Genomic DNA, 20,089 nt, shown 5'->3' with positions numbered 1-20,089 from the left:
AAAAAAGAGGCTGACTTCCCAGTCACCCTCTTATATTTTCATTTTGATTGACGATCCGTCACTTCAGTAATTGCCTGCTTCGTGACTTTCATCGAGTGATCCGATGCAAAGAAATACCAGACACCGTCACTTGCGATATAGCCTTCCCCTTCAAGTTTTAACGGTTTTAACCGCTCGAATCCCGCCTGATTTTCTTGTGCGAGTTGGGCTGCTTCGGAAAACGTGACATTTGTACTAAAGTTATTTTTCAGGACCCGACTGACATCTTCCAAGTTCGTCAGGATATCGGGTCCGGCAAGCTTCATGCCGACAGCTTCAAGTACCTGCCGCTGACGAATTTGCCGTCCCATGTCCCCGAGCGGATCCTGTTTTCGCATGCGTGCATAACCGCTCGCTTCAAGTCCGGTCAGTTTTATTTTTCCTTCAGCGTAGTCTTTTTGTAAACGCCGGTCGTTCCAACTAAACGCAGACGGATTATCGACAGTGACTCCGCCGACCGCATCGACCAGCTCGATCAGACCTTCCATATTGATTTTGGCGTAATACGGAATCTTGACGTCAAAGGTCTTCTCAACCGTCTCAATCGTCTCTTCCACTCCACCGTAAGCATAGGTATGATTAATTTTCGTTTTCGTACCATCTGACAGTGTCACCTGCATATCACGTGGAATCGACAGTGATGTCGCTTTTGGTGTTTTCGGGTTAAACGACAATAACATGATGGCATCGGCCCGTCCCGGATCGTTTTTTCGTTCATCCACACCAATCAACAGGACGTTGACCGGCTGCATCACTTCAAGCGGAAGCTTTTTTTGCCCTTTTAGCGGAGTAATGAAACCGTCCGCCGTATGTTGCAACTTTAAAAAAGCATACCCGGTCGTAGCGCTGACAATCAAGATGCATGCCAATAACAATGCACTGATTACACGCCATCCAATCCAAGGTCGCCTCTTTCGCAAACGTGATTCCACAGCGGTACCTCCTATAATTTCTGCTGATACGTCTTCATTAATCCGGCGATATTCGCATTGTGTAAAAAGACGACGGCATCCACATTTTTTTGCTTCGCAAATTCAGAGGCATCAAAGTCTTTATGGACATAGCGGATATCAACGACTTCGAGATTCGCACTTCGGGCAAGAAACGGCAGCACAGGATTGGCGAAGGAGTCTTTGAGGACAAGTAACTTCGGTCCTTTCGTTTTTGACGTCATTGATAAAATACCGTGGTTACCGCGCATAAAGACTTCGTAACGGTCGGCATAGTCGCCCTCTTCCTTAATAAATTGCTCATCAATCAGCGGCTGACCGCATTTTTTGTCGTAGCAGACGTCGATACCCTTAAATTGGCCGGCATCGTAATATTCAATTTTGTCTCCTGTGCTCGCATACGCAAGTGTCGTCTTGCGGGCGAGTGAACCAAAATACGGATGTTCCGATGCGCGTTTTGATTCAGGATCGACTTCTACTTTTTTTAACGTCGGTTCTGTTTTGGCGACTGTACGGATAATTTCGCCATAGGCTTGATAGGCACCATCTACGTTCCAGTGATGATCTGTCTTAAAGTAATCCGTCAGCTTTAACGCATCAAGGGGAATCGATGTAATTCCTGCTTTCATAAAGCCGGCTTGCATCGTCTTGTACCGTTGCTCAGCGTTTGAGGCGACATAGTCCGGAATGATTCCATCCCGTTCCGCAATAACGGTCTTGGATGGTGCAAGTGCGAAGTAGACAGGCCGATCAACATCTTTCGTGAACTGTTGAAAAGCACTCGGAATGACCGGTTGTGCCGCTTGACTCGGTTCAATCATATAGCCGTTTTCAGCAGTGTAGATCCCATTTCGAAACGGCTGTTGAAACAGATTTTTCGATAGACGTGCCTGCATTTCAACGAAAGTACCACGTAACAATAACTGATCCGCAAAATAGCTTTCCATCTTCAGCATATCCTTACCGGAAGCCACTCCTTGCATAGTCGGTTGAACGGAATGTGCAAGTGTTCGATTTTCAAGTTGGGAACTGACACGGTCGTCGCGAAGAATCGTTCCAATTCCGATTGTCAGCAAAATGATAAAAAAACTGATGATCGTCAGCCACATCATCTTTTTCTCAAACGTAGTTCCCGGTTGTGTCTGTTTCTGATTCTTTTCAATAGGTTGCGCCACTGGTGTTCCTCCTCTCTAGAAACGGAAATAAATGAAGGGATTGAATGTACTTGCAACCAGTGCAGATGTCGCGAGGAATAACAAAACCATCGCATATCCATATTGCAACGTCTGTCCGATTTTGCCCGATGACTGGACAAATCGTTCTCCAATCCGTTTTGGAATCGGTGTTGCGGCAAGACATGCAAGTGCTAAGATGACACCGTTTTGGACAAGTTGGTAACTCGCACGGTCATCCCAAAGTACGTCCGGCATAAACATTGCTTGAATATACGTGATGGCTTCCGGGAACGTTTCCGATCTGAAAAAGACCCAACCGACCAGAACCAATACGAGTGTCCAGACCGTTGCCAGTACCGGGACTCGCGCCAATAACTTCCCGAGAAATGCTTTTTCAAGCATGATCCAGATTCCGTAATAGACGCCCCAGGCGACGAACGTCCAGCTCGCTCCATGCCAAAGTCCGGTCAACATCCAGACGATTCCGAGGTTCCGGTATTGTCTCCAGGGTGAAACCCGGTTCCCTCCAAGCGGAATGTACACATAATCCCGAAACCATGATCCAAGTGAAATGTGCCAGCGACGCCAAAATTCAGACACTGATTTCGAAATATACGGATAGTTGAAGTTTTCAAGAAAATGAAAGCCGAACATTAATGCAAGTCCGATTGCCATGTCACTGTATCCAGAAAAATCAAAATAGATCTGCAGGGCGTAAGCAATGATCCCAATCCATGCGAGCCCCATTGATAAATCCTTCATATCAAAAATGGCATCTGCTACTTGACCGCAGCCATTTGCTAAAATCAACTTTTTTGATAATCCGATGATGAATCGGCGGACCCCTTTCGAGAAGTCCGATACGGTTTCTTGACGGGATTCAATCTGACTCGCAATCGTGTTGTAGCGGACGATCGGTCCTGCGACCAGTTGCGGGAAAAAGGCGATATACAATGCTAAATCAAGCGGATTTTTTTGCACGGCTTCCTTTTCCTTGTAAATATCGATGACATAACTCATCGCGTGAAATGTATAGAAGGAAATTCCGAGTGGTAAAACGATTTCCGGAACAAAAAAATCGGCATGAAACGTCTTATTGACAGACTGAACAAAAAAACCGCTGTACTTGAACCAGCCAAGTAATCCTAAATTGACAGCAATCATGCTGAACATGATCCATTTCACACCGATGCGGTGGCGGTAGACGTCTACGAATAATGCAAAGAAATAATTAATGCCGACACTTAACAGCATCAATAATGCAAATCGCGGTTCACCAAACGCATAAAAGAAAAGGCTTGCTACGAGGAGCCAGCCATTTCGAAAGCTTCTCGGCAACAGATAATAGACAATCAGTACCGTCGGCAGAAATAAAAACAGAAAAATCGTTGAACTAAATAACATGATAGGATTCCTCCTGTTTGAGCGGAACAAGCCGATTGATGTGTAACATCGTCAACCGGACCCGCATGTCCCCTTCAAGTAAAAATTTGAATGCGATTTTGAAATAGTCGGCTCCTTTAACTCGATTCAGTTGAAAGAAACATGTAGTCGGACCGTCCACTGTCAACCATTCCGTTTCGGAATGCATCCGTTTTTTTTGTCCGTACTGCATCTTAAAGATTTGAATATCACACGGTTCGGTTGCTTCTAATTCACAAGTGAGGGTGATTGTCTCCGCCTGTTCAAAGGAAGCATCTGCCCGATACAATTTTGACGGAGGATACTGAAACCCTTGATCAAACAACTGGATGTACAATTTATTAGTCGAATCGGCTTCTTGAAAATCAAACCAGACCCCTTTCTGATCTTCTTCAAGTAAAATCTTTTCCCGGTTGCCTTGCGGAAAAAATTGATAACTCGCCAGTTCCAGTGGTCGTGAACTCATACCGGTACCTCACTTAAAATAGCATCGACGATCCGCTCAGCCGCATGCCCGTCTCCGTAGGGATTCGCTGCTTGCGCCATCGCGTCGTATGCCATCGGATCTGTCAGCAAGTGATGACCGGCTGTATAAATACGTTCCGGATCCGTTCCGACGAGTTTCAACGTACCGGCCTCGACACCTTCCGGCCGTTCCGTCGTCTCACGTAATACGAGAACCGGGACACCTAACGAAGGAGCTTCTTCCTGAATCCCGCCGGAATCCGTCAAAATCAACGTCGCCCGGGCTGCCAAGTTATGAAAATCGAAGACATCGAGTGGCTCGATTAATCGGATACGCGGATGGTGCTTCAATTGTTCGGCTGCTTCGAGTACAACCGGATTCGGATGGACCGGATAGATAATTTCAATATCCGGATGACTGTCTGCTAATCGTTCAATGGCATCAAAAATCTGCGATAATTGCAGATGATTTTCCCGACGGTGAACAGTCAACAGAATCAACTTGCGACCGCTTGCTGCAAGACTTTTTAAAACGGGATGCGTGTAATCATCAGACACAGTTGTTTTTAATGCGTCAATGACGGTATTACCGGTCACGATGATCGGACTTTTTTTATTCTCGAGGCGCAGATTTTCTGCTGCTTGATCTGTCGGCGCAAAATGGTAATCCGCGAGTACACCCGTCAATTGACGATTCATTTCTTCTGGAAACGGTGCATACTTCTGATACGTCCGTAAACCGGCTTCGACATGTCCAACCGGAATCTGTTGGTAAAAGGCGGCGAGTGAAGCAGCGAATGTCGTTGTCGTATCCCCATGGACCAACACCAAATCCGGTTGCTCTTTTTCCAGGACACGACGCATCGCATTCAAAATCCGTGCCGTCATCTCTTCGAGTGTCTGGCGTGGACGCATCAAATCCAAATCATGATCCGGAACGATTTGGAACAGTTCTAGGACTTGATCCAGCATCTCCCGGTGTTGTGCCGTCACGACGACAATCGGTTCGACTCCTTCTCGTTTTTCCAATGCTTTGACGACAGGTGCCATCTTGATTGCTTCCGGTCTCGTTCCGAACACTAACATGACTCGTTTCATTCGTTCCATCCCCTATCCGTTATTCATGACGACAATTCAATCGTTTCACCGCGTGTTGAACGCTCGATTTCATCACTTCGCCCTGTTCGTTTTTTCGTAACATAATGTGCCGCTTGTTTTTTTGTAAGTTGTTTGTACCAATAAAGGTACTTATTGTACTCCGCCATCGTTTCCGTTGTCGGACCAAACATCCGGACTTCTCCGTACTCGAGCCAAAGGACTTTCGTACAAAAACTTTTGACTTGATTCAAGGAATGACTGACAAAAAAGATTGTTTTTCCTTGGTCACGAAACTCCCGCATCTTATCGAGACATTTTTCCGTAAACGTCTGGTCACCGACTGACAAGGCTTCATCGATAATCAGGATGTCCGGATTGATGTTGATCGAGATTGCAAAACCAAGCCTTGCCCGCATACCGCTCGAGTATGTCTTAACCGCCTGATCAATGAAATCCCCGATATCTGCGAACTCGAGAATTTCCGGCGTGATGGCTTGAATCTGTTTTTTATTCAATCCCATCATCAAGCCTTTCAGTTCAATATTGTCCCGCCCGGTCAATTGGTTGTTCAGACCACTCGAAATCGCAATCAATGCGGATTTACCACCGAGCGTCACACGACCGTAAGTCGGCGGTGTCACGTTCGCAAGCAGGTGCGACAATGTCGATTTACCACTTCCATTGATTCCGACCACTCCAACAATCTCACCTTGCTTGACGGAAAACGAGACGTTTTTCAACGCATAAAAGGGTTTCCCGCTGACTTTACCAAACAACACTTCTTTTAATTTATCGATTGGGCGTGAATATAGGACGTAACGTTTTGAAACATTTTCAAATACGACGTGACTCATGTTTTCTCCTCCTAGACGTAATCAATGAAGTACCGGCGGAATCTCAAATGGACCGCTGCTCCGACTACCAACAGCACGGATGTCACCGTCCAGAAGTAGAAACCGTACCAGACATGATCAAGTAAATAACCGGTTCCAATCAACGCCGAACGGTATCCTTCAATCAAATAGACGAGAGGATTAATCATCAGCAACGTCTTAAACAAACTGTGGTCCGGCGGGATCCACATGATTGGGGTCAAGTACATCAACATCCGGATGGCTGACGTCACCATATTTTGGACATCACGGATCATGGTCGAAAGGGCCGATAACAACAGTGAAACGGCATACAGGAAAATGACACCTGCCGGCACGATATACAACAATTCAAACGTATGCCAGCCCGGGAAATAGCCGAATGCCATCCCCAGAACAATCGTCAACGCAATCATGGCAAGGTGGCGATAGAACTGCGCCAAGATGACATACGCCGGGATTGTACTAAGCGGAAAGTGCATTTTCGAGACTAAAGCGACCCGACCGTAAATCGAACGTGAACCGCTCGGAATCGTACTGCCGATGAAAAACCAGGCAATCAATCCACTGACCAACCAGAAGACAAATGGAATTCCGTCAACAGGATGTCCGCCGCGAATCCCGAAACCAAAGACGACCCAGTAGACACCAATTTGCAGGAGCGGCGTCATGATTTCCCAAAACCAACCGAGGTATTGCATGCTGTATAGACTTTTTGTCTCATAAAGTGAAAGACGAAAGATCAGATAAAAATGATCTTTCAGCTCTTTCCCAATTGTATGAATTCCGTTCATATCGCTTTTGCGTCCACTTCCGTCGTTTGATGCGTATGCAAGTTACCGAAGTTTAAGACTGTAACGTCTTCGAGCGGCTGGACGATTCCTTTCGTATCAAATAAGAGTGGTGTCCGCATCTGGTTGGCAAGACGACGTGAATCAAAACGTTTAAACTCATCATGATCGACGAGTACCAGGGCAAGATCCGCTCCCTGAATCGCTTCAATTTCATCTACTAGTTCAAAACGTGAGGAAATCGAACGTTCGACATGCGGATCGCAAACTGCGACATCCAGTCCACGGTCAATCAATTGTTCAATCACATCGACAGCCGGGCTCTCCCGCATATCATCAACGTTTCCTTTATACGTGACGCCAAAGACAGCAATTTTCGGTCGAACACGCGAAGAGACGAGACGCTCGGCCTGTTCTGCGACGAAGTGTGGCATGTTGACATTCGTTTCCCGCGCTGTATGGATGATTCGTGCAAGGGACGGGGCTTTCGCGACAATGAAGTAAGGATCGACTGCAAGGCAGTGTCCCCCGACACCTGGTCCCGGATGATGCAAGTTGACACGTGGATGCATATTCGCCATCTCAATCACGTCCAGCACGTTGATCTCGAGTTTATGACACACTTGCGTCAGTTCATTGGCTAGGGCGATGTTAACATCGCGGAACGTGTTCTCCATCAATTTCGACATCTCTGCCGTCTTCGCATCCGTCTTGACGATTTCACCTTGAACAAATGTTTCATAGACAGCCGCTCCTGCATCCGCGCAAGCCGGTGTCAATCCGCCGACAATCCGGTTATTGTGAATGAGTTCATGTAAGATTTGTCCCGGAAGCACCCGCTCCGGACAATGAACGACGAATACGTCTTGACCGATAACGAACCCCGCTGCTTCAATCAATGGTCGGACATGATCATCCATCGTCCGCGGAGCGATTGTTGATTCGACGATGATGACGTTGCCTTTTTGAACGTGCGGCAACATATTCTGAACGGCTGACAGGACATACTTCAAGTCACACGATTTATACGTGTCATTTAAATTCGGTGTCGGAACAGCAATTAAAAAGACATCTGCCGGTTCCGGTGTCAGTGTTGCCCGAAACTTTCCGTTTGCGACGACACGCTTGATGACATCTTCAAGTCCCGGTTCTTCAATATGAATGTCTCCCGCATTCAACATCTTAACGATGCGCGGGTCGATGTCGACCCCGACGACGTCCGTTCCGTGATCTGCAAACATGGCTGAAGAAGGTAATCCAATATATCCGAGTCCGATTGTACAAAGTTTCATTTTGTCATTCCTCCATCTAGGTACGAGTTAGTCCTTCACGTCAGAAAAACTGACTGTGTCGTGGCTGTACCTAGACCATAACGATAATTGCTTGTGTTTCCAATGCTTCTAACCATCTCTTAAACCATTCTTCACAGACCTTACATTCCGCCCTTTTCCTATGCTTTTTGTAAAGCTTGTAAATAAACAACGAACTTTTGTTGCATTCGCGAGAGAAACAACACAATCCGATCAATTCCATCATTCTTCAGCGTGGAATTACCTGCATCTTTGTTGTTTCTCGATTCTGTTCTCGTTCATTTACTTCACTAATTCATGGTAGACAGTCAATAATCGGTCTTTTTCTTTATCCCAGTTGTATTTCTGCCGTGCCTGCTTTGTCCGTTCTTTCATCGCCTGACGTAACCCGTCCTCTTCGACGATTTGATTGACGGCAGCGGCAATCGATTGCGGTGATTCAACGTCAACAATCAGTCCGACGGCCTCTGTCTCGACGACACCACGGATTTCCGGTAAATCTGCTGCCACGACCGGGACAAGGGCTGACATGTATTCAAATAATTTATTCGAAGAGGCCGAATAATGGTTAAAACAAACGTTTTCTAACACTTGAAACCCAACCGTCGCTGCTGCTGTATAACTCGGTAACTGATCAAGCGGTACCTTATCCATAAAATGAATACGTTCTCGTTCTGAGGACGCAGCCGCCAGCCGTTGAAGCTCCGGTTTGATTTTTCCGTCGCCAATGAACAACAGTGTGCCGTTTCGAATCAACGGCATCGCTTCAATCAACCGCCCGAGCCCCCGTCCTTCCTGAATACCGCCTTGGTACAATAAAATCGGTTCGTTTTCGTCCATTCCGAGTTCTTGACGGAGCGGGCGTGCTTCCGGTACCGTTTCTTGATAAAATGGATAATTGTGCAACACGGCCGGTCGCTCTCCGTAAAGGGCTAAGTGGTAATCGGCACGTGTCTCATTTTCGACCATCGTCTGATCCACAAATCGTAATAAATGACGTTCTAAACCGCCTTGTCCTTTTCCGTAGCCCGTCCGATCCGTCTGGACTTCATGCGAATCGTAGACGATTTTTGCCCCTCTCGCGGCCGAAATCGCTTGCGGTAATGTATTTAAATCGTTGGCATGCATGATATCGTAGTTCCGCTTACGTGCTGCCCGTGTCATCCGGACAATCCCGAAGCTGTTATAAAGTGCATAGCGGATAAACCGGCTTTTCTGCAACATATACAGAATGACGGCAACCGGAATCAGCCAAGGAACGAACAAGAACAATCCTGCGCCAGCCAGAAGCGTAACCGGGTTACGCTTCTTCAGACGACGAAGGATTGTTTCAAAAGGAGGTGTCCGTTCAATTCGGATGATTTGAAAGCCGCTCGGGTGATACTCCATCGCTGGTAATGTGCCATCATTTAGACAATATAAATCGACGTGATACCCTGCTTCCGCGAGTGCCGTACACTCCCGTAAAACACGTGCATCATTCGTAAACGTATTCCAAACAAACATCCCGACCCGTTTCATTCACTCACCCCTACTACTTGAAAATTAGTTTTACGAATCGCTTCAAACAATCGTTCTTGATTTTGTTCCCAGTCAAAATGGGTCTGAACATACGCTATACCCGATTGGCCCATTGCTTCACGCGCTTCCGGATGTTCTGCGAGATACCGGATTTGTCCGACGATTGTCTCACGACACCGCTCCCGTGAGACGAATCCTGCACCGGCCTCTTCAATCACTTTTGCCGCATGTCCTGAAACGGCTCCGACAATCGCACATCCCATTGCCATATAGTCGATGATTTTCCCGGGCGTTACCGTATCGAATGCCGTACTTTCGACTAACGTCGCAAAGGCGATGTCACTTTTCGCAAGTTGTTTCAGCGCGTCCCATCTCGGCATCGCGTTCATGAAATGAATATTCGTCAGTCCGCGTTTTAAGACATGTTCTTCAAACTTTTCTTTATGGTAGCCGTATCCGACGACGTGAAATTCAATGTTTCCATCCTCTTGTAATTGCTCCGCTACATCAAGCAATAAGAACACATCCTGTGCCAATCCGATATTGCCCGTATAGACGACGCGGACCTGCTCCGACACTTTCCTCCGTTTAATCAACCATTCGTTTTCTTCGATTGAATTCGGAATGTAATGAATTTTCTCCGGTGCGATCCCTTTGCTCTCGATATACGAACGAAACCCTTCACTGTTGATGACAATTTGATCGGCCCGATGATACATCCATTTCTCAAGCCAGTAGAGCGGGGCAAGCAACACACGTGACTTCGTGATACCGACACCGACCAGTGATTCCGGCCACAAATCGCGGACATCTAACACGAGTGGTGCTTTTTTGATGAACTTGGCAACGACTCCGACCAGTCCCATAAAGATGGAAGGCGTCGTCGCATAGATGTAGCTATACTGTTTTTGATCCTGCCGTACTTCCCGGACCGCCAGGACAAACTGTTCTAAAAACAACCGGAGCCGTCGCCATAAGTTTGTCGTCGCCCGCAGGTCACGTGGTTGAATCCGGGTAATGTTAGCTGCATCCAAACTTGGTTCGTCCCAAAACATCGCGTCCGTATACAATTCCGCCGTCGGGTACAGTGGTTCTGATGTCAGGACGTGGACGTTACTTCCTTGTTGTTCCATCCGTTTAAAGATATTTTTCATCCGATTGGCAGCACTGCCGATTTCCGGATAGAAATTTTGACAGATCATCAACACATTCATCGTCTCCGGGCCCGTCTTTGTTTGAGCTTTCGTCGGAACTTCCAGTAACGGACGGCGATTTTTCCAAGTTTTGAATTTGCCAGTGATCGGTATTTTAATTTCCATTGCGTATTCGCCTCCAAGACATCCAGATTCGATACAAGTGCTCCTTCATACCGTTCGAGGACCAACTGATACTGTTGTGCCAACAGTGCAATCGTTTCTTCTTGTTCGGTCACTTGTTGTAACAGCCGCTCATGTTCTGATGATAACTCCGCATATTCCTGCTCATTGGTCTGCTGTTTCAGCTGTTTCTGCTCCCATTTCTTTTGCTGGTTTTTTAATCGAACGATTTCAGTCAAATGCATCCGCTCGATTGCTTCAAAAGCCGTTTCCAACCAGTCGATTTCTTGATTCGTCATACTGCGGACCGGTTGTTTTTCCTCATGAAGCGTCACAATCACGCCTAACCACTTGTCCATCCGCTCCAATCGATCAATCGTTCCATAGGGTGTCAATTGCTCCAACAAATGACGTAAATAATACGTCCGCTTATGGTCAGCATAGTCATTGACACCAAACGGAACCGTTACGACAAGCCGTCCACCCGGTTTCAGGAAGGAACAGGCTTTTTGGACAAAACGTTCAGGTTCGCCGATATGCTCGAGAACTTCCGTCATCAAGACCGTATCAAAACGTTGACTGTTTGAAAACGTCATCAGATTGGCTTCTTCAAACTGAATCAACTCTTTGACCGAACGTGCTTCTTTTTCCAATGCTTGTCTTGACTCTGTGATGGCTTCCGGTGAGACATCGATTCCCACAACCTGTTTCCCTTCACGACCGAGTAAAATCGGGACGAGTCCTCCTGAACAACCGATGTCGAGAATCTGACTGCCCTTTGTCTCGCGAATAATCCAGTGAATCCGTGAGCGGACTTTTTTTCCGAACTGGACTCCGAGTTGGTCATAATAAGCGGCACGGATTTCATCTTTTGGTCGTGTCATCTGTTTTGTCGGCATCACCGTACCTCCTCTAATAACAATGCTTGAATAGCATCAGTCTGTTTTTTATCCGCAAGTTCAACGAATCGGCGGATCAACGGATTCGTCAATGTCACCGGTTCATAAAAAGCGACAATCATTCGGAGGAGCGCGACGCTCGGACCAAAATCTTTATCACTGCAGTAACGAAGTTTCACCAAATACCAATGTTCAAAAAAGTGTTCGAAGCGGGTTTCTTTGTAGGCATCGAGGACACCATAACGTGCAAACTTTTCAGCCCGGGCCTTTTCCCGGACGACGCTGCGTTCAAAGAAGCGAACGGTCAGGGAGTTGACAGTCGAACCTGCTACTGCGGCGTAGTAATAATGAATGACACGGTTGACGAGTAAGACACGGTCCGCATGCAACATCATTTCTTGGAAAAACAAGGAGTCTTGTCCGACGGCTCCGACGACTTGCTCCAGCTGATGATTCTGCAAAAAGCTTTTCTTGACGACTAACGCTTGAATACTTTGGACGGAAAAGCGGTTCTCTAGCAAATACGTTTTAGGTTGATCGCAAACCATCCGTCCTTCTTTCCGAACTTTCGGTAAAGCGATGATACTTGTTTTTTCGGCCAGCTTTTTCATATGTCCGACTGCAAAATCGAGTGTCGGGTCTTGATCGAGTTCCTTCAACAATTCGGCATACCGGTCACTCAACACTTCGTTATCAGGATCCAGGAACGCAATCCGTTCGGCACGCGCCAGTTCAACACCCTTATTGCGCGGACGTGACGCACTGCCGCTTCCGCCTGTCGGGAACAGGTAGGTTACGACGTTGCCGTGTCGTCGCGCGAGACGATTAATCGCTAGTAACGTCATCCGGTCTGTTGATCCATCATCCACTAAGATAATTTCCGTCTCGGCAAATCGATCCATTCGTTTTAAACTGGCAAAGCATTTATACGTGAGATGATATCCATTATTAAAAATCGGCACGACGACGGACAGTATCGGTGTTTCAACAGCAGATGACTTCCCTTGTTCGTTCCACTCGAGTGCATCAAGAAGCAATGTTTTGCCTGCCATCTTCCCTTCACTGAACTGTTCATAAGAAAAGTCAGCACGCCAAATCATACTGCCACCCGTCCGGCCCAGCTCGTCCTGAATGACGAATGGTATCTCATCTTGAGCTGTTTTACGGACAATGCTGGCATCACTGTATTTAAATCCGTTCACTAAATCTTCAAGGTAGTACTCTCCGTATGACTCCGTCCCATCAAGTACAGCGACTAAATCGGTCTGCTCGTATAATTCTTTCGTCAGGTCTTCTTCGCGGTAAATCCAATCCGGTGATACGGTTTGGTGTTCTAGCATCCGGTTTAGCTCCGGTGTCACTTTTCGTAAGACAACCAGGAGTTTTCGTCGCAACGGCTGGACAGGTAATTTCAGCAAGCGGGCCATCTGATCAATCCGGTCATAGACGGTATGGGATGACATGACGGAACGAATGCCTTCTGCCCGGAGTCGCTTCACGTCATCCCCGGTCGTACGTTCTAAAATCGCTTGCGCCTCTTGATGATCATGGACGGTAAACACGTTCGGAAAATCATTGTTGACGGCGATGCTGTAATTCGACAAAATCAGATTTCCGAGTGCTTGGGATTCATAGATTCGTCGTGCACACATCGTTTTACTATATTTAATGCTGTTTAAATTCAACACCCAGTCATAACACTTACTGACTTGTTGCAATGTCTCATAAGGAATCGATGGTGCGACGCGCGAGACGTAACGTTGCGGAAAATGATAATCCGGTAAGTTCAACTGATAGTTGCGGTCAACGATATCGAGTGTATGATCGGAACGTAAGACACCATCAAATAACATCTCGGTGTCTTTGACACGCTCCGGATACTTTGCCATCCAGCTGCCGGCAAACAACACGTGTTTATTTCGACTGCGTGTCGCACCAATCGGATTATGGATGATTGGATTCACCCCGAACGTCGTCGCTTCAATCCGGTCATGCCCGCATAACACCTGATATTCCGGAATCATCGCTTCGTCTGACGTCAAAATATAATCCGCTTCCTTTGCCACATCACTAAAACGGTCAAAGTTGCTTGGATCCTCTGTCGATTGAAAAACAACCGGTATTTCTTTCCCCTTCACCTGCCGAATCATTTCCATCAGACGGGCCCGTTTTTTGGAGGTCGGTGTGGCGACACCTTTCCAGTCATCTCCCTGAAGTCCTTTCCATGAGGATACGACCAGGAACAGGTCAATCGGTTTTTCAAATACCTCTTCAAACGTTGCCGGATTGACGTAGTGTAAGTGGAGCGCATCTTGATAGTAGGCATACATGAATTCGGAACAGACGATGGCGACTTCCAGTGGCCGCTGCTCAAAATAACGCGTTCCGCTGTGCAGGGGAATATCTGCATATGCAATCTCCTGTAACAATCCGCTGTTACTTTGTTCGTGATAAGTCGTTGTTGTTGAAGGACGTCCGGAAGTATTAGGCCGGATTCCGGTCTTCATCGTCAGTACCGGGAGTTTCTGTAAACGTTCAATGGAAGCAACACTTGCCTTTGATTCCAATCGAAGCCGTTGCTTCTCCTCGCGTACCCATTGAAGTTGTTTCATGACTGCTTTTTTAAATTGTTGTCCACTCACGCGTATACACCCTTCCTTCTTTCATCTCCCTATCAGTCTACGAGTCCAGTTCAAAGGAGACTTAAAGGATCTGCAAGGTTTTTGTAAAGACTTGGTGAAGCCTTTAACGGTTTTCCGGACATTCGTCATGAAATCAGGACAAAAATGCGTGGAGTCGATTTGGTTCACAACGTGTTTCGCACAAAACAATGAACTCAAACCTGTCGCTTTTCGTTTTAGAACAATCAATTGGGGTAAATGTAAAAGAAAAGTATTGATGATAAGGGAGATGACAGAATCATGACGGATAAAAAACAAGACTTGCCAAACAAAACAGCAGATGTCGGTTTACACCCGGATCCGGAACCCGCGGAAACATCTGATCCCGGTATCAAACCGGCTGAAACACAGCATCCGGATCCAGACTTGGAAGAATTAAAAAAAGATCCCGCTGATCAATAAATAGGATTTTCCATAAAAAAAGGTTTTGCTCTCCCATAAAGGAAAGCAAAACCTTTTTTGACGTCTTCTTATAACTTGACCAACAATTTTCCTGTATTCGAACCATCAAACAGTCCGAGAAACGCATCCGGCACTTGATCAAACCCTTCAAAAATCGTTTCTTCATACTTTAATTCACCGTTATTGACCCATTGCCCCAGCTGTTCCGCTGCCTCTTTAAAACGTTTTCCGTAATCTCCGACTAAGAAACCTTGCATCCGGGCACGGGCGATGATCAGTTTGGATTGCACACGTGGCCCAACATCTTCTTTTTCATTGTAACCGGAAATTGCTCCACAGACCGGGATACGGGCAAATGGATTTAAGCGGTTGAGTACTGCATCACCGATTTCCCCGCCGACATTTTCAAAATAGACATCGACGCCGTCCGGACAGGTCCGATCGAGTGCTTCTCCGATTTGCTCCGTTTTGTAATTGATGACTTCATCAAATCCGAGTTCTTCTTTGAGATACTGAATTTTTTCATCACTTCCCGCAATACCGACGACCCGTGCACCTTTGATTTTAGCAATTTGTCCGACAATCGAGCCGACTGCTCCGGCTGCTGCCGAGACGACAACCGTTTCACCGGGCTGTGGATTCCCGATATCCAGTAATCCGAAATAAGCCGTCATACCAGTCATCCCAAGTACACCAAGTGCCGTTGAGACAGGTGCCAATGATGCATCAATTTTACGGACTTGTTTGGCGTCCACGACTAATTTTGTTGCCCAATCAAGCATTCCGACGACGATGTCGCCGACTTCGAGTGTATCCGCTTTTGATTCGATGACACGTGCGACTACGCCTCCTTGAATCGGTGCATCCAGTTCAAATGGCTGAGAGTAAGAGCGGGAATCGTTCATTCGTCCCCGCATGTATGGATCAACTGAGATATAAAGCGTCTCTAACAGGACTTGATCCGTTTGCAACTCATTCAGTTCAATCTTTTCGTACCGGAACGTCTCCCGTGTCGGACGTCCGTCCGGTCTGTTGGCTAATACGATTTGTTGTTCTGACATAACTGTTCCCTCCCCGATTTTTACTCTTTCACTCTAGCAGTCCTATCCTGTGAGTGCGAATACTTTGCCTTAATTTTTTCAGAAAATTCCATTTTTACCTTGACGTGCTACAGGGACTTTCGTATGATTAAACACAATTCATCGCTTTTATACTGTTATGCACAAAAGTGATACATAAGGAGTGATTTTTATGAAGACAACTTCGAAACGGTTTGACCGCCAATTCGGAATCCATGTGTTAAACGGTCTTAGTATCGGGATTTTAGTTGCACTTATCCCTGGAGCCTTACTTGGCGAACTCGCCAAAGCCTTGCTTCCGTACTTTTCTCCCGCCCAACATATCATCGACTCTACCGCGCTTGCGATGCGTTTGTTACCGATGGTGATTGGTGTCGCCGTAGCGATGCAGTTTAAGACGTCGCCCATCGAGACTACATCGATTGGTCTCGCGACTGTCGTTGGATCAGGTGTCGCCAGCCGGACCGATACAGCAGGTTACTTATTCGTCGGCACGGGGGATGTCATCAATGCCGGACTAACGGCTGCCATTGCAACGGCTCTCGTTATGTGGATCGGCAATCGGTTTAAAACGTATACTGTCCTCGTCATTCCGACTTTAATTATTGTCGGAGCAGGCGGAATCGGTGTCCTGACCTATCCTTATGTCACAAAAATCACTGCCAGTATCGGTCAGTTGATTACTCATTTTACGGTCCTTCAACCTGTGTTGATGGGCATCACGTTAGCCGTCATCTTCTCTGTCCTGATTGTCTCTCCGTTGTCGACCGTCGGAATCGCAACTGCAATCAGCTTATCCGGTGTTGCCGCCGGTGCTGCCAACTTAGGTGTCTGTGCCGCCGGTTTCGGACTTGCGATTGCCGGTTGGCAAGCCAATTCACGGGGTACTTCTATTGCTCATTTTTTAGGATCTCCTAAAATCCAGATGGCAAATTTCATCCGAAACCCTATCATGATTTTACCTGTCATGTGCAGTGCAGCAGTTCTCGGCGGACTGGCTGGTGTTCTTGGGATTCAAGGAACCCCGTTCAGTGCCGGTTTCGGCATGTCAGGCCTGATCGGACCGATCAATGCGTTACATTTAATGACCGGCGGTTGGACATGGGGCAATATCTCGGTTGTCTTCGGACTCTTCATCATTTTACCGATTCTTCTTTGTCTCTTATTCCACCACTTATTCCGTCGTTTCCGTCCATGGACAAATCATGAACAATACCGGCTCGATTTTGATTGATACAAAAAAGAAGCGACGCTGTCAGCATCGCTTCTTTTTTGTATCTTTATTACACGTATTTCAATACGTCCATCGGTGTCTCTAACTGATAATCAGCCGAATTCCACTCCTGTTCCGTTCCGAAACCGAACCGGCAAATCGCAACGGGCATCTGTTGGATCCGTGCTGCTTCGACATCCGATGAACGGTCTCCCACCATCAAATATTCGACCGCTCCGAATTCATCTCGATGGGCTGCTAGAATATCGGCTTTTTGTTTCCCTTGAACCGACTCCAGACATTTCGGACTTGTGAAATACGAGCGAATGTTTTGACTGTCGAGCACTAGATTCAAATAGTGAACGCCACAATTGCTTGCTGTCGAAACGATGTGTCCATGTTTGGTTAACGTTTCTAACGTCTCACGAATCCCGTCAAACAAAACATCCTGTCCCGCCATCGTCTGTTCTAGATGATGGTGACGTTTTTTTCGAATCGCGCGAATATCTTCTTCTGAAGCATCCGGAATCGCTTTTCTCCAAAAAGCATTCCCTGCCAAACCATAACTGGACTGCACACTCTCTTTTGATGGTTTGACAAGATGCGGCATATCTTCCATCGCCAAATGAATTGCCTCCGTCATTTGATTGGTTGAATCAATCAATGTTCCGTCGATATCAAATAAAATCACTGCCATATGAACACTCCTCTATTTTTTTAAAGCGTTTTGTTTTTTCATAAGCGTTTTCTTCCGGAAATAGACATATCCGGCTCCGAATACGAATAACCCGATGAACCAAGGTGTATAGTGATGGAGTTCATGATGCCGTCCCATCATACCATGCCCCAGTTTTTTCCCGCCCCAAATGAAAAAGACTGACCAGGCAAAAAAGGAGATTGTCGTGGCAACTGTGAACGTCCACCGTGAAACACCTGTTAATCCGGCCCCGATGGCAAATCCCATCCGCCACATCGGCGACAACAACAGGATAAAACGGCCGCGTGTGTCCATTTGACGTTGAAACTGATTCATCTTCGTTTCAGAAATCCGAAACCATTTAAATACACGGGCAAGCAGACGGTCACTTCCGAGCCGACCAATCGTAAAAAAGATGTTTTGACTAATCACGAAACTGAGTACTGCGACGATCAACATGATAATGAGATTAAATTGCGTCGTATGTACCAGGTAGCCCGCATAAGCTAACGGTACTTCACTCGGTAAAAATGGAAACATTAACGTCAACATCATTCCGAAATAGCCATACGATTCAATCCACGAATGCCAAGCCATGATTCCCCCCCTTTCACTGGATTTTTCTTCTAACTCCAGTGTAACGAACTTTTGAGGTAGCGTACAGAAATCGTGTTCGGTTTCACGGCTAAAAACCCCGTCGCTGACTCCATGTCAGCGGCAGGGTAGGATCAATCCATCCGATTAATACGCATCTTCACTTTGAAGCGGTTGTGTGCTTGCTTTTTGTTGCTCATCTTGCCAGTCACTAAAACGTGTCAATTCTTCAAACACTGTTTTTGTCACGAACAGAACGATGGCGATATCATCCGCAAAACCAAATCCAAGTACAAAATCAGGGACCAGGTCAATCGGAGAAACGAGATAGATCAAAGCACCGATGACTTTCAAAATCGTCGTCCGGCGAATATTTCGATATTCTCCTGATTGGTAAGAGCGAACCATGTCGACAAATAAGCGGACCGGCGAGAACACAACTGATAAACTTGAGTTTTTATTTATTTTATCAATTGCTCGTTTCAGCATCGAATTCGTTTTTTTAGGTTGATTGATGTACGCTTTAGCTTCATCTGCATATTTTTCTTGTTCTGTTTCGAGCTTTTGATTTGATAAATCCATCAAAAATCCCCCATTCAACATAATAGTAGCGTTAGCTACCTTTTATGTTCCCTAATGCCTATCTGGATAATCCTTTCTTCAAGGATCCAGTATGTTTTAATCGATTCATTTTCGGCTATCTGATTATAGCAGTCTACCCAACTACACATTCCCCAGGAGGAATTTACAATGAATCATATCAATCATACTGTCATCATCACAGGTGCCGCCAATGGCATTGGAGCAACACTTGCCAAGACTTATGCCAAGGAAGGCGCATCAGTCATTCTTGCCGACATTGATCAAATGACGGGTGATGACCTGGCAGCAGAAATCGAAGCCGACGGCGGAACCGCTTATTTTTATCATTTGGATGTTCAAGATGAACAAGACGTCAACCTATTGATTGATAAAGCCATCGAACATACCGGTCGAGTTGATATCCTGATTAACAATGCCGGCATCATGGTTCGTAAACCGTTACTTGAATTATCGATCGATGAATGGGACCGTGTTCAACATACCAATCTGCGGAGCATCTTTTTAACGACAAAAGCCGCCGCCCCTTATCTGAAGAAAAACCCGGCCGGTGGACGGATTGTCAATTTGGCCTCCACCCGTGCCTTTATGTCCGAGCCGGATACGGAATCTTACGCGGCTACTAAAGGCGGGATTGTAGCACTGACGCATGCTTTGGCCGTTTCTTTAGGACCCGACCGGATTTTGGTCAACGCCATTGCTCCCGGATGGATTGAAACCGGAAATTATCATGAACTTTCACCAGAAGATCATAGTCAGCACCCGGCCGGACGAGTCGGAAAACCTGAAGATGTCGCCCGGGCTGCTCTGTTTTTGACGAATCCTGATAACGACTTCCTGACGGGAGAAACATTGGTTCTCGACGGCGGAATGACACGAAAAATGATTTACGAAGAATAAAGCAAAACTAATTTTTATAACCTTTTTGTTGATGCATCAAACGCTTCTTTTTTCACTTCTTCTTA

At 46.4% G+C, this 20,089-nt stretch carries 19 protein-coding genes; 3 read left to right on the top strand and 16 right to left on the bottom strand.

All coding sequences use genetic code 11. The annotated features are described in order from the left end of the window. Positions 1–38: 38 nt before the first annotated feature. The 12 genes from AC3IRK_RS04385 to AC3IRK_RS04330 all read right to left on the bottom strand — a co-directional run bounded on the left by AC3IRK_RS04385 (position 39) and on the right by AC3IRK_RS04330 (position 14,500). Positions 39–971 (bottom strand): LCP family protein, encoded by a 933-nt coding sequence (locus AC3IRK_RS04385; protein ID WP_131973209.1) that lies wholly within the window; start codon positions 969–971, stop codon positions 39–41. Positions 972–982: 11 nt separating this feature from the next. Next, positions 983–2,164: a DHHW family protein gene (locus AC3IRK_RS04380; RefSeq protein WP_131973210.1), complete on the bottom strand. Its 1,182-nt coding sequence runs from the start codon at positions 2,162–2,164 to the stop codon at positions 983–985. Between the two features lie 15 nt (positions 2,165–2,179). After that, positions 2,180–3,568: an MBOAT family O-acyltransferase gene (locus tag AC3IRK_RS04375; RefSeq protein ID WP_131973211.1), complete on the bottom strand. Its 1,389-nt coding sequence runs from the start codon at positions 3,566–3,568 to the stop codon at positions 2,180–2,182. Then, on the bottom strand, positions 3,558–4,052 hold the full coding sequence (locus AC3IRK_RS04370; protein WP_131973212.1) for a hypothetical protein: 495 nt from the start codon (positions 4,050–4,052) through the stop codon (positions 3,558–3,560). The genes AC3IRK_RS04375 and AC3IRK_RS04370 overlap by 11 nt, the downstream gene beginning before the upstream one ends. Next, entirely contained in the window at positions 4,049–5,149 is a 1,101-nt protein-coding gene (wecB, locus tag AC3IRK_RS04365) for a non-hydrolyzing UDP-N-acetylglucosamine 2-epimerase (protein ID WP_131973213.1), read from the bottom strand. Before wecB ends, AC3IRK_RS04370 begins: the two co-directional genes overlap by 4 nt. Before the next feature lie 23 nt (positions 5,150–5,172). After that, the gene (locus tag AC3IRK_RS04360) at positions 5,173–6,003 is read right to left on the bottom strand and encodes an ABC transporter ATP-binding protein (RefSeq protein WP_214854082.1); all 831 of its coding nucleotides are present in this window, start codon (positions 6,001–6,003) and stop codon (positions 5,173–5,175) included. 11 nt (positions 6,004–6,014) lie between these two features. After that, positions 6,015–6,815 carry an ABC transporter permease gene (locus AC3IRK_RS04355; protein ID WP_214854085.1) on the bottom strand — a complete coding sequence of 267 codons (801 nt, stop codon included), beginning with the start codon at positions 6,813–6,815 and terminating at the stop codon, positions 6,015–6,017. Continuing rightward, entirely contained in the window at positions 6,812–8,104 is a 1,293-nt protein-coding gene (locus tag AC3IRK_RS04350; protein ID WP_489170446.1) for a nucleotide sugar dehydrogenase, read from the bottom strand. Before AC3IRK_RS04350 ends, AC3IRK_RS04355 begins: the two co-directional genes overlap by 4 nt. A gap of 300 nt (positions 8,105–8,404) precedes the next feature. Beyond that, positions 8,405–9,643: a glycosyltransferase gene (locus AC3IRK_RS04345; RefSeq protein WP_489170445.1), complete on the bottom strand. Its 1,239-nt coding sequence runs from the start codon at positions 9,641–9,643 to the stop codon at positions 8,405–8,407. After that, entirely contained in the window at positions 9,640–10,962 is a 1,323-nt protein-coding gene (locus tag AC3IRK_RS04340) for a glycosyltransferase family 4 protein (protein WP_255508425.1), read from the bottom strand. The genes AC3IRK_RS04345 and AC3IRK_RS04340 overlap by 4 nt, the downstream gene beginning before the upstream one ends. Further along, entirely contained in the window at positions 10,854–11,858 is a 1,005-nt protein-coding gene (locus tag AC3IRK_RS04335) for a methyltransferase domain-containing protein (RefSeq protein ID WP_131503940.1), read from the bottom strand. Before AC3IRK_RS04335 ends, AC3IRK_RS04340 begins: the two co-directional genes overlap by 109 nt. Next, on the bottom strand, positions 11,858–14,500 hold the full coding sequence (locus AC3IRK_RS04330; protein ID WP_131503939.1) for a glycosyltransferase: 2,643 nt from the start codon (positions 14,498–14,500) through the stop codon (positions 11,858–11,860). The genes AC3IRK_RS04335 and AC3IRK_RS04330 overlap by 1 nt, the downstream gene beginning before the upstream one ends. A gap of 279 nt (positions 14,501–14,779) precedes the next feature. On the opposite strand from AC3IRK_RS04330, the gene AC3IRK_RS04325 reads away from it, so the two are divergent. After that, a complete protein-coding gene (locus AC3IRK_RS04325; protein ID WP_165871660.1) occupies positions 14,780–14,941 on the top strand; it encodes a hypothetical protein in 162 nt (53 codons plus the stop codon). Between the two features lie 68 nt (positions 14,942–15,009). On the opposite strand, the gene AC3IRK_RS04320 is transcribed toward AC3IRK_RS04325, so the two are convergent. Then, the gene (locus AC3IRK_RS04320; protein WP_489170443.1) at positions 15,010–16,002 is read right to left on the bottom strand and encodes an NADP-dependent oxidoreductase; all 993 of its coding nucleotides are present in this window, start codon (positions 16,000–16,002) and stop codon (positions 15,010–15,012) included. Positions 16,003–16,192: 190 nt separating this feature from the next. Here AC3IRK_RS04320 and AC3IRK_RS04315 point away from each other — a divergent pair, with 190 nt between their 5' ends. Further along, positions 16,193–17,254 carry a PTS sugar transporter subunit IIC gene (locus AC3IRK_RS04315; RefSeq protein WP_131973216.1) on the top strand — a complete coding sequence of 354 codons (1,062 nt, stop codon included), beginning with the start codon at positions 16,193–16,195 and terminating at the stop codon, positions 17,252–17,254. Positions 17,255–17,303: 49 nt separating this feature from the next. Here AC3IRK_RS04315 and AC3IRK_RS04310 read toward each other — a convergent pair whose 3' ends face one another. The 3 genes from AC3IRK_RS04310 to AC3IRK_RS04300 all read right to left on the bottom strand — a co-directional run bounded on the left by AC3IRK_RS04310 (position 17,304) and on the right by AC3IRK_RS04300 (position 19,106). Beyond that, entirely contained in the window at positions 17,304–17,930 is a 627-nt protein-coding gene (locus tag AC3IRK_RS04310; RefSeq protein WP_188005230.1) for an HAD family hydrolase, read from the bottom strand. Between the two features lie 12 nt (positions 17,931–17,942). Beyond that, complete coding sequence (locus AC3IRK_RS04305; protein ID WP_131973218.1) at positions 17,943–18,527, bottom strand: DedA family protein; 585 nt, start codon at positions 18,525–18,527, stop codon at positions 17,943–17,945. Positions 18,528–18,671: 144 nt separating this feature from the next. After that, positions 18,672–19,106, bottom strand: a complete 435-nt coding sequence (locus tag AC3IRK_RS04300; protein ID WP_026829007.1) for a YkvA family protein — start codon at positions 19,104–19,106, stop codon at positions 18,672–18,674. Between the two features lie 168 nt (positions 19,107–19,274). Between AC3IRK_RS04300 and AC3IRK_RS04295 the strand changes: the two genes are divergently transcribed. Then, positions 19,275–20,024 carry an SDR family NAD(P)-dependent oxidoreductase gene (locus tag AC3IRK_RS04295; RefSeq protein ID WP_131973219.1) on the top strand — a complete coding sequence of 250 codons (750 nt, stop codon included), beginning with the start codon at positions 19,275–19,277 and terminating at the stop codon, positions 20,022–20,024. Positions 20,025–20,089 lie beyond the last annotated feature (65 nt).

It is taken from the genome of Exiguobacterium sp. GL_137 (assembly GCF_057834585.1).
The sequence above is the reverse complement of the archived record's forward strand: the minus strand, read 5'-3'. Positions and strand labels throughout refer to the sequence as shown.

What these genes read in the sequence shown, in the direction of transcription:
- AC3IRK_RS04350 (WP_489170446.1), bottom strand. Translation starts at nt 8,104, where the DNA reads ATGAAACTTTGTACAATCGGACTCGGATATATTGGATTACCTTCTTCA.
- wecB (WP_131973213.1), bottom strand. Translation starts at nt 5,149, where the DNA reads ATGAAACGAGTCATGTTAGTGTTCGGAACGAGACCGGAAGCAATCAAG.
- AC3IRK_RS04295 (WP_131973219.1), top strand. Translation starts at nt 19,275, where the DNA reads ATGAATCATATCAATCATACTGTCATCATCACAGGTGCCGCCAATGGC.
- AC3IRK_RS04300 (WP_026829007.1), bottom strand. Translation starts at nt 19,106, where the DNA reads ATGGATTTATCAAATCAAAAGCTCGAAACAGAACAAGAAAAATATGCA.
- AC3IRK_RS04340 (WP_255508425.1), bottom strand. Translation starts at nt 10,962, where the DNA reads ATGGAAATTAAAATACCGATCACTGGCAAATTCAAAACTTGGAAAAAT.
- AC3IRK_RS04355 (WP_214854085.1), bottom strand. Translation starts at nt 6,815, where the DNA reads ATGAACGGAATTCATACAATTGGGAAAGAGCTGAAAGATCATTTTTAT.
- AC3IRK_RS04310 (WP_188005230.1), bottom strand. Translation starts at nt 17,930, where the DNA reads ATGGCAGTGATTTTATTTGATATCGACGGAACATTGATTGATTCAACC.
- AC3IRK_RS04370 (WP_131973212.1), bottom strand. Translation starts at nt 4,052, where the DNA reads ATGAGTTCACGACCACTGGAACTGGCGAGTTATCAATTTTTTCCGCAA.
- AC3IRK_RS04360 (WP_214854082.1), bottom strand. Translation starts at nt 6,003, where the DNA reads ATGAGTCACGTCGTATTTGAAAATGTTTCAAAACGTTACGTCCTATAT.
- AC3IRK_RS04345 (WP_489170445.1), bottom strand. Translation starts at nt 9,643, where the DNA reads ATGAAACGGGTCGGGATGTTTGTTTGGAATACGTTTACGAATGATGCA.
- AC3IRK_RS04335 (WP_131503940.1), bottom strand. Translation starts at nt 11,858, where the DNA reads ATGCCGACAAAACAGATGACACGACCAAAAGATGAAATCCGTGCCGCT.
- AC3IRK_RS04375 (WP_131973211.1), bottom strand. Translation starts at nt 3,568, where the DNA reads ATGTTATTTAGTTCAACGATTTTTCTGTTTTTATTTCTGCCGACGGTA.
- AC3IRK_RS04315 (WP_131973216.1), top strand. Translation starts at nt 16,193, where the DNA reads ATGAAGACAACTTCGAAACGGTTTGACCGCCAATTCGGAATCCATGTG.
- AC3IRK_RS04320 (WP_489170443.1), bottom strand. Translation starts at nt 16,002, where the DNA reads ATGTCAGAACAACAAATCGTATTAGCCAACAGACCGGACGGACGTCCG.
- AC3IRK_RS04305 (WP_131973218.1), bottom strand. Translation starts at nt 18,527, where the DNA reads ATGGCTTGGCATTCGTGGATTGAATCGTATGGCTATTTCGGAATGATG.
- AC3IRK_RS04325 (WP_165871660.1), top strand. Translation starts at nt 14,780, where the DNA reads ATGACGGATAAAAAACAAGACTTGCCAAACAAAACAGCAGATGTCGGT.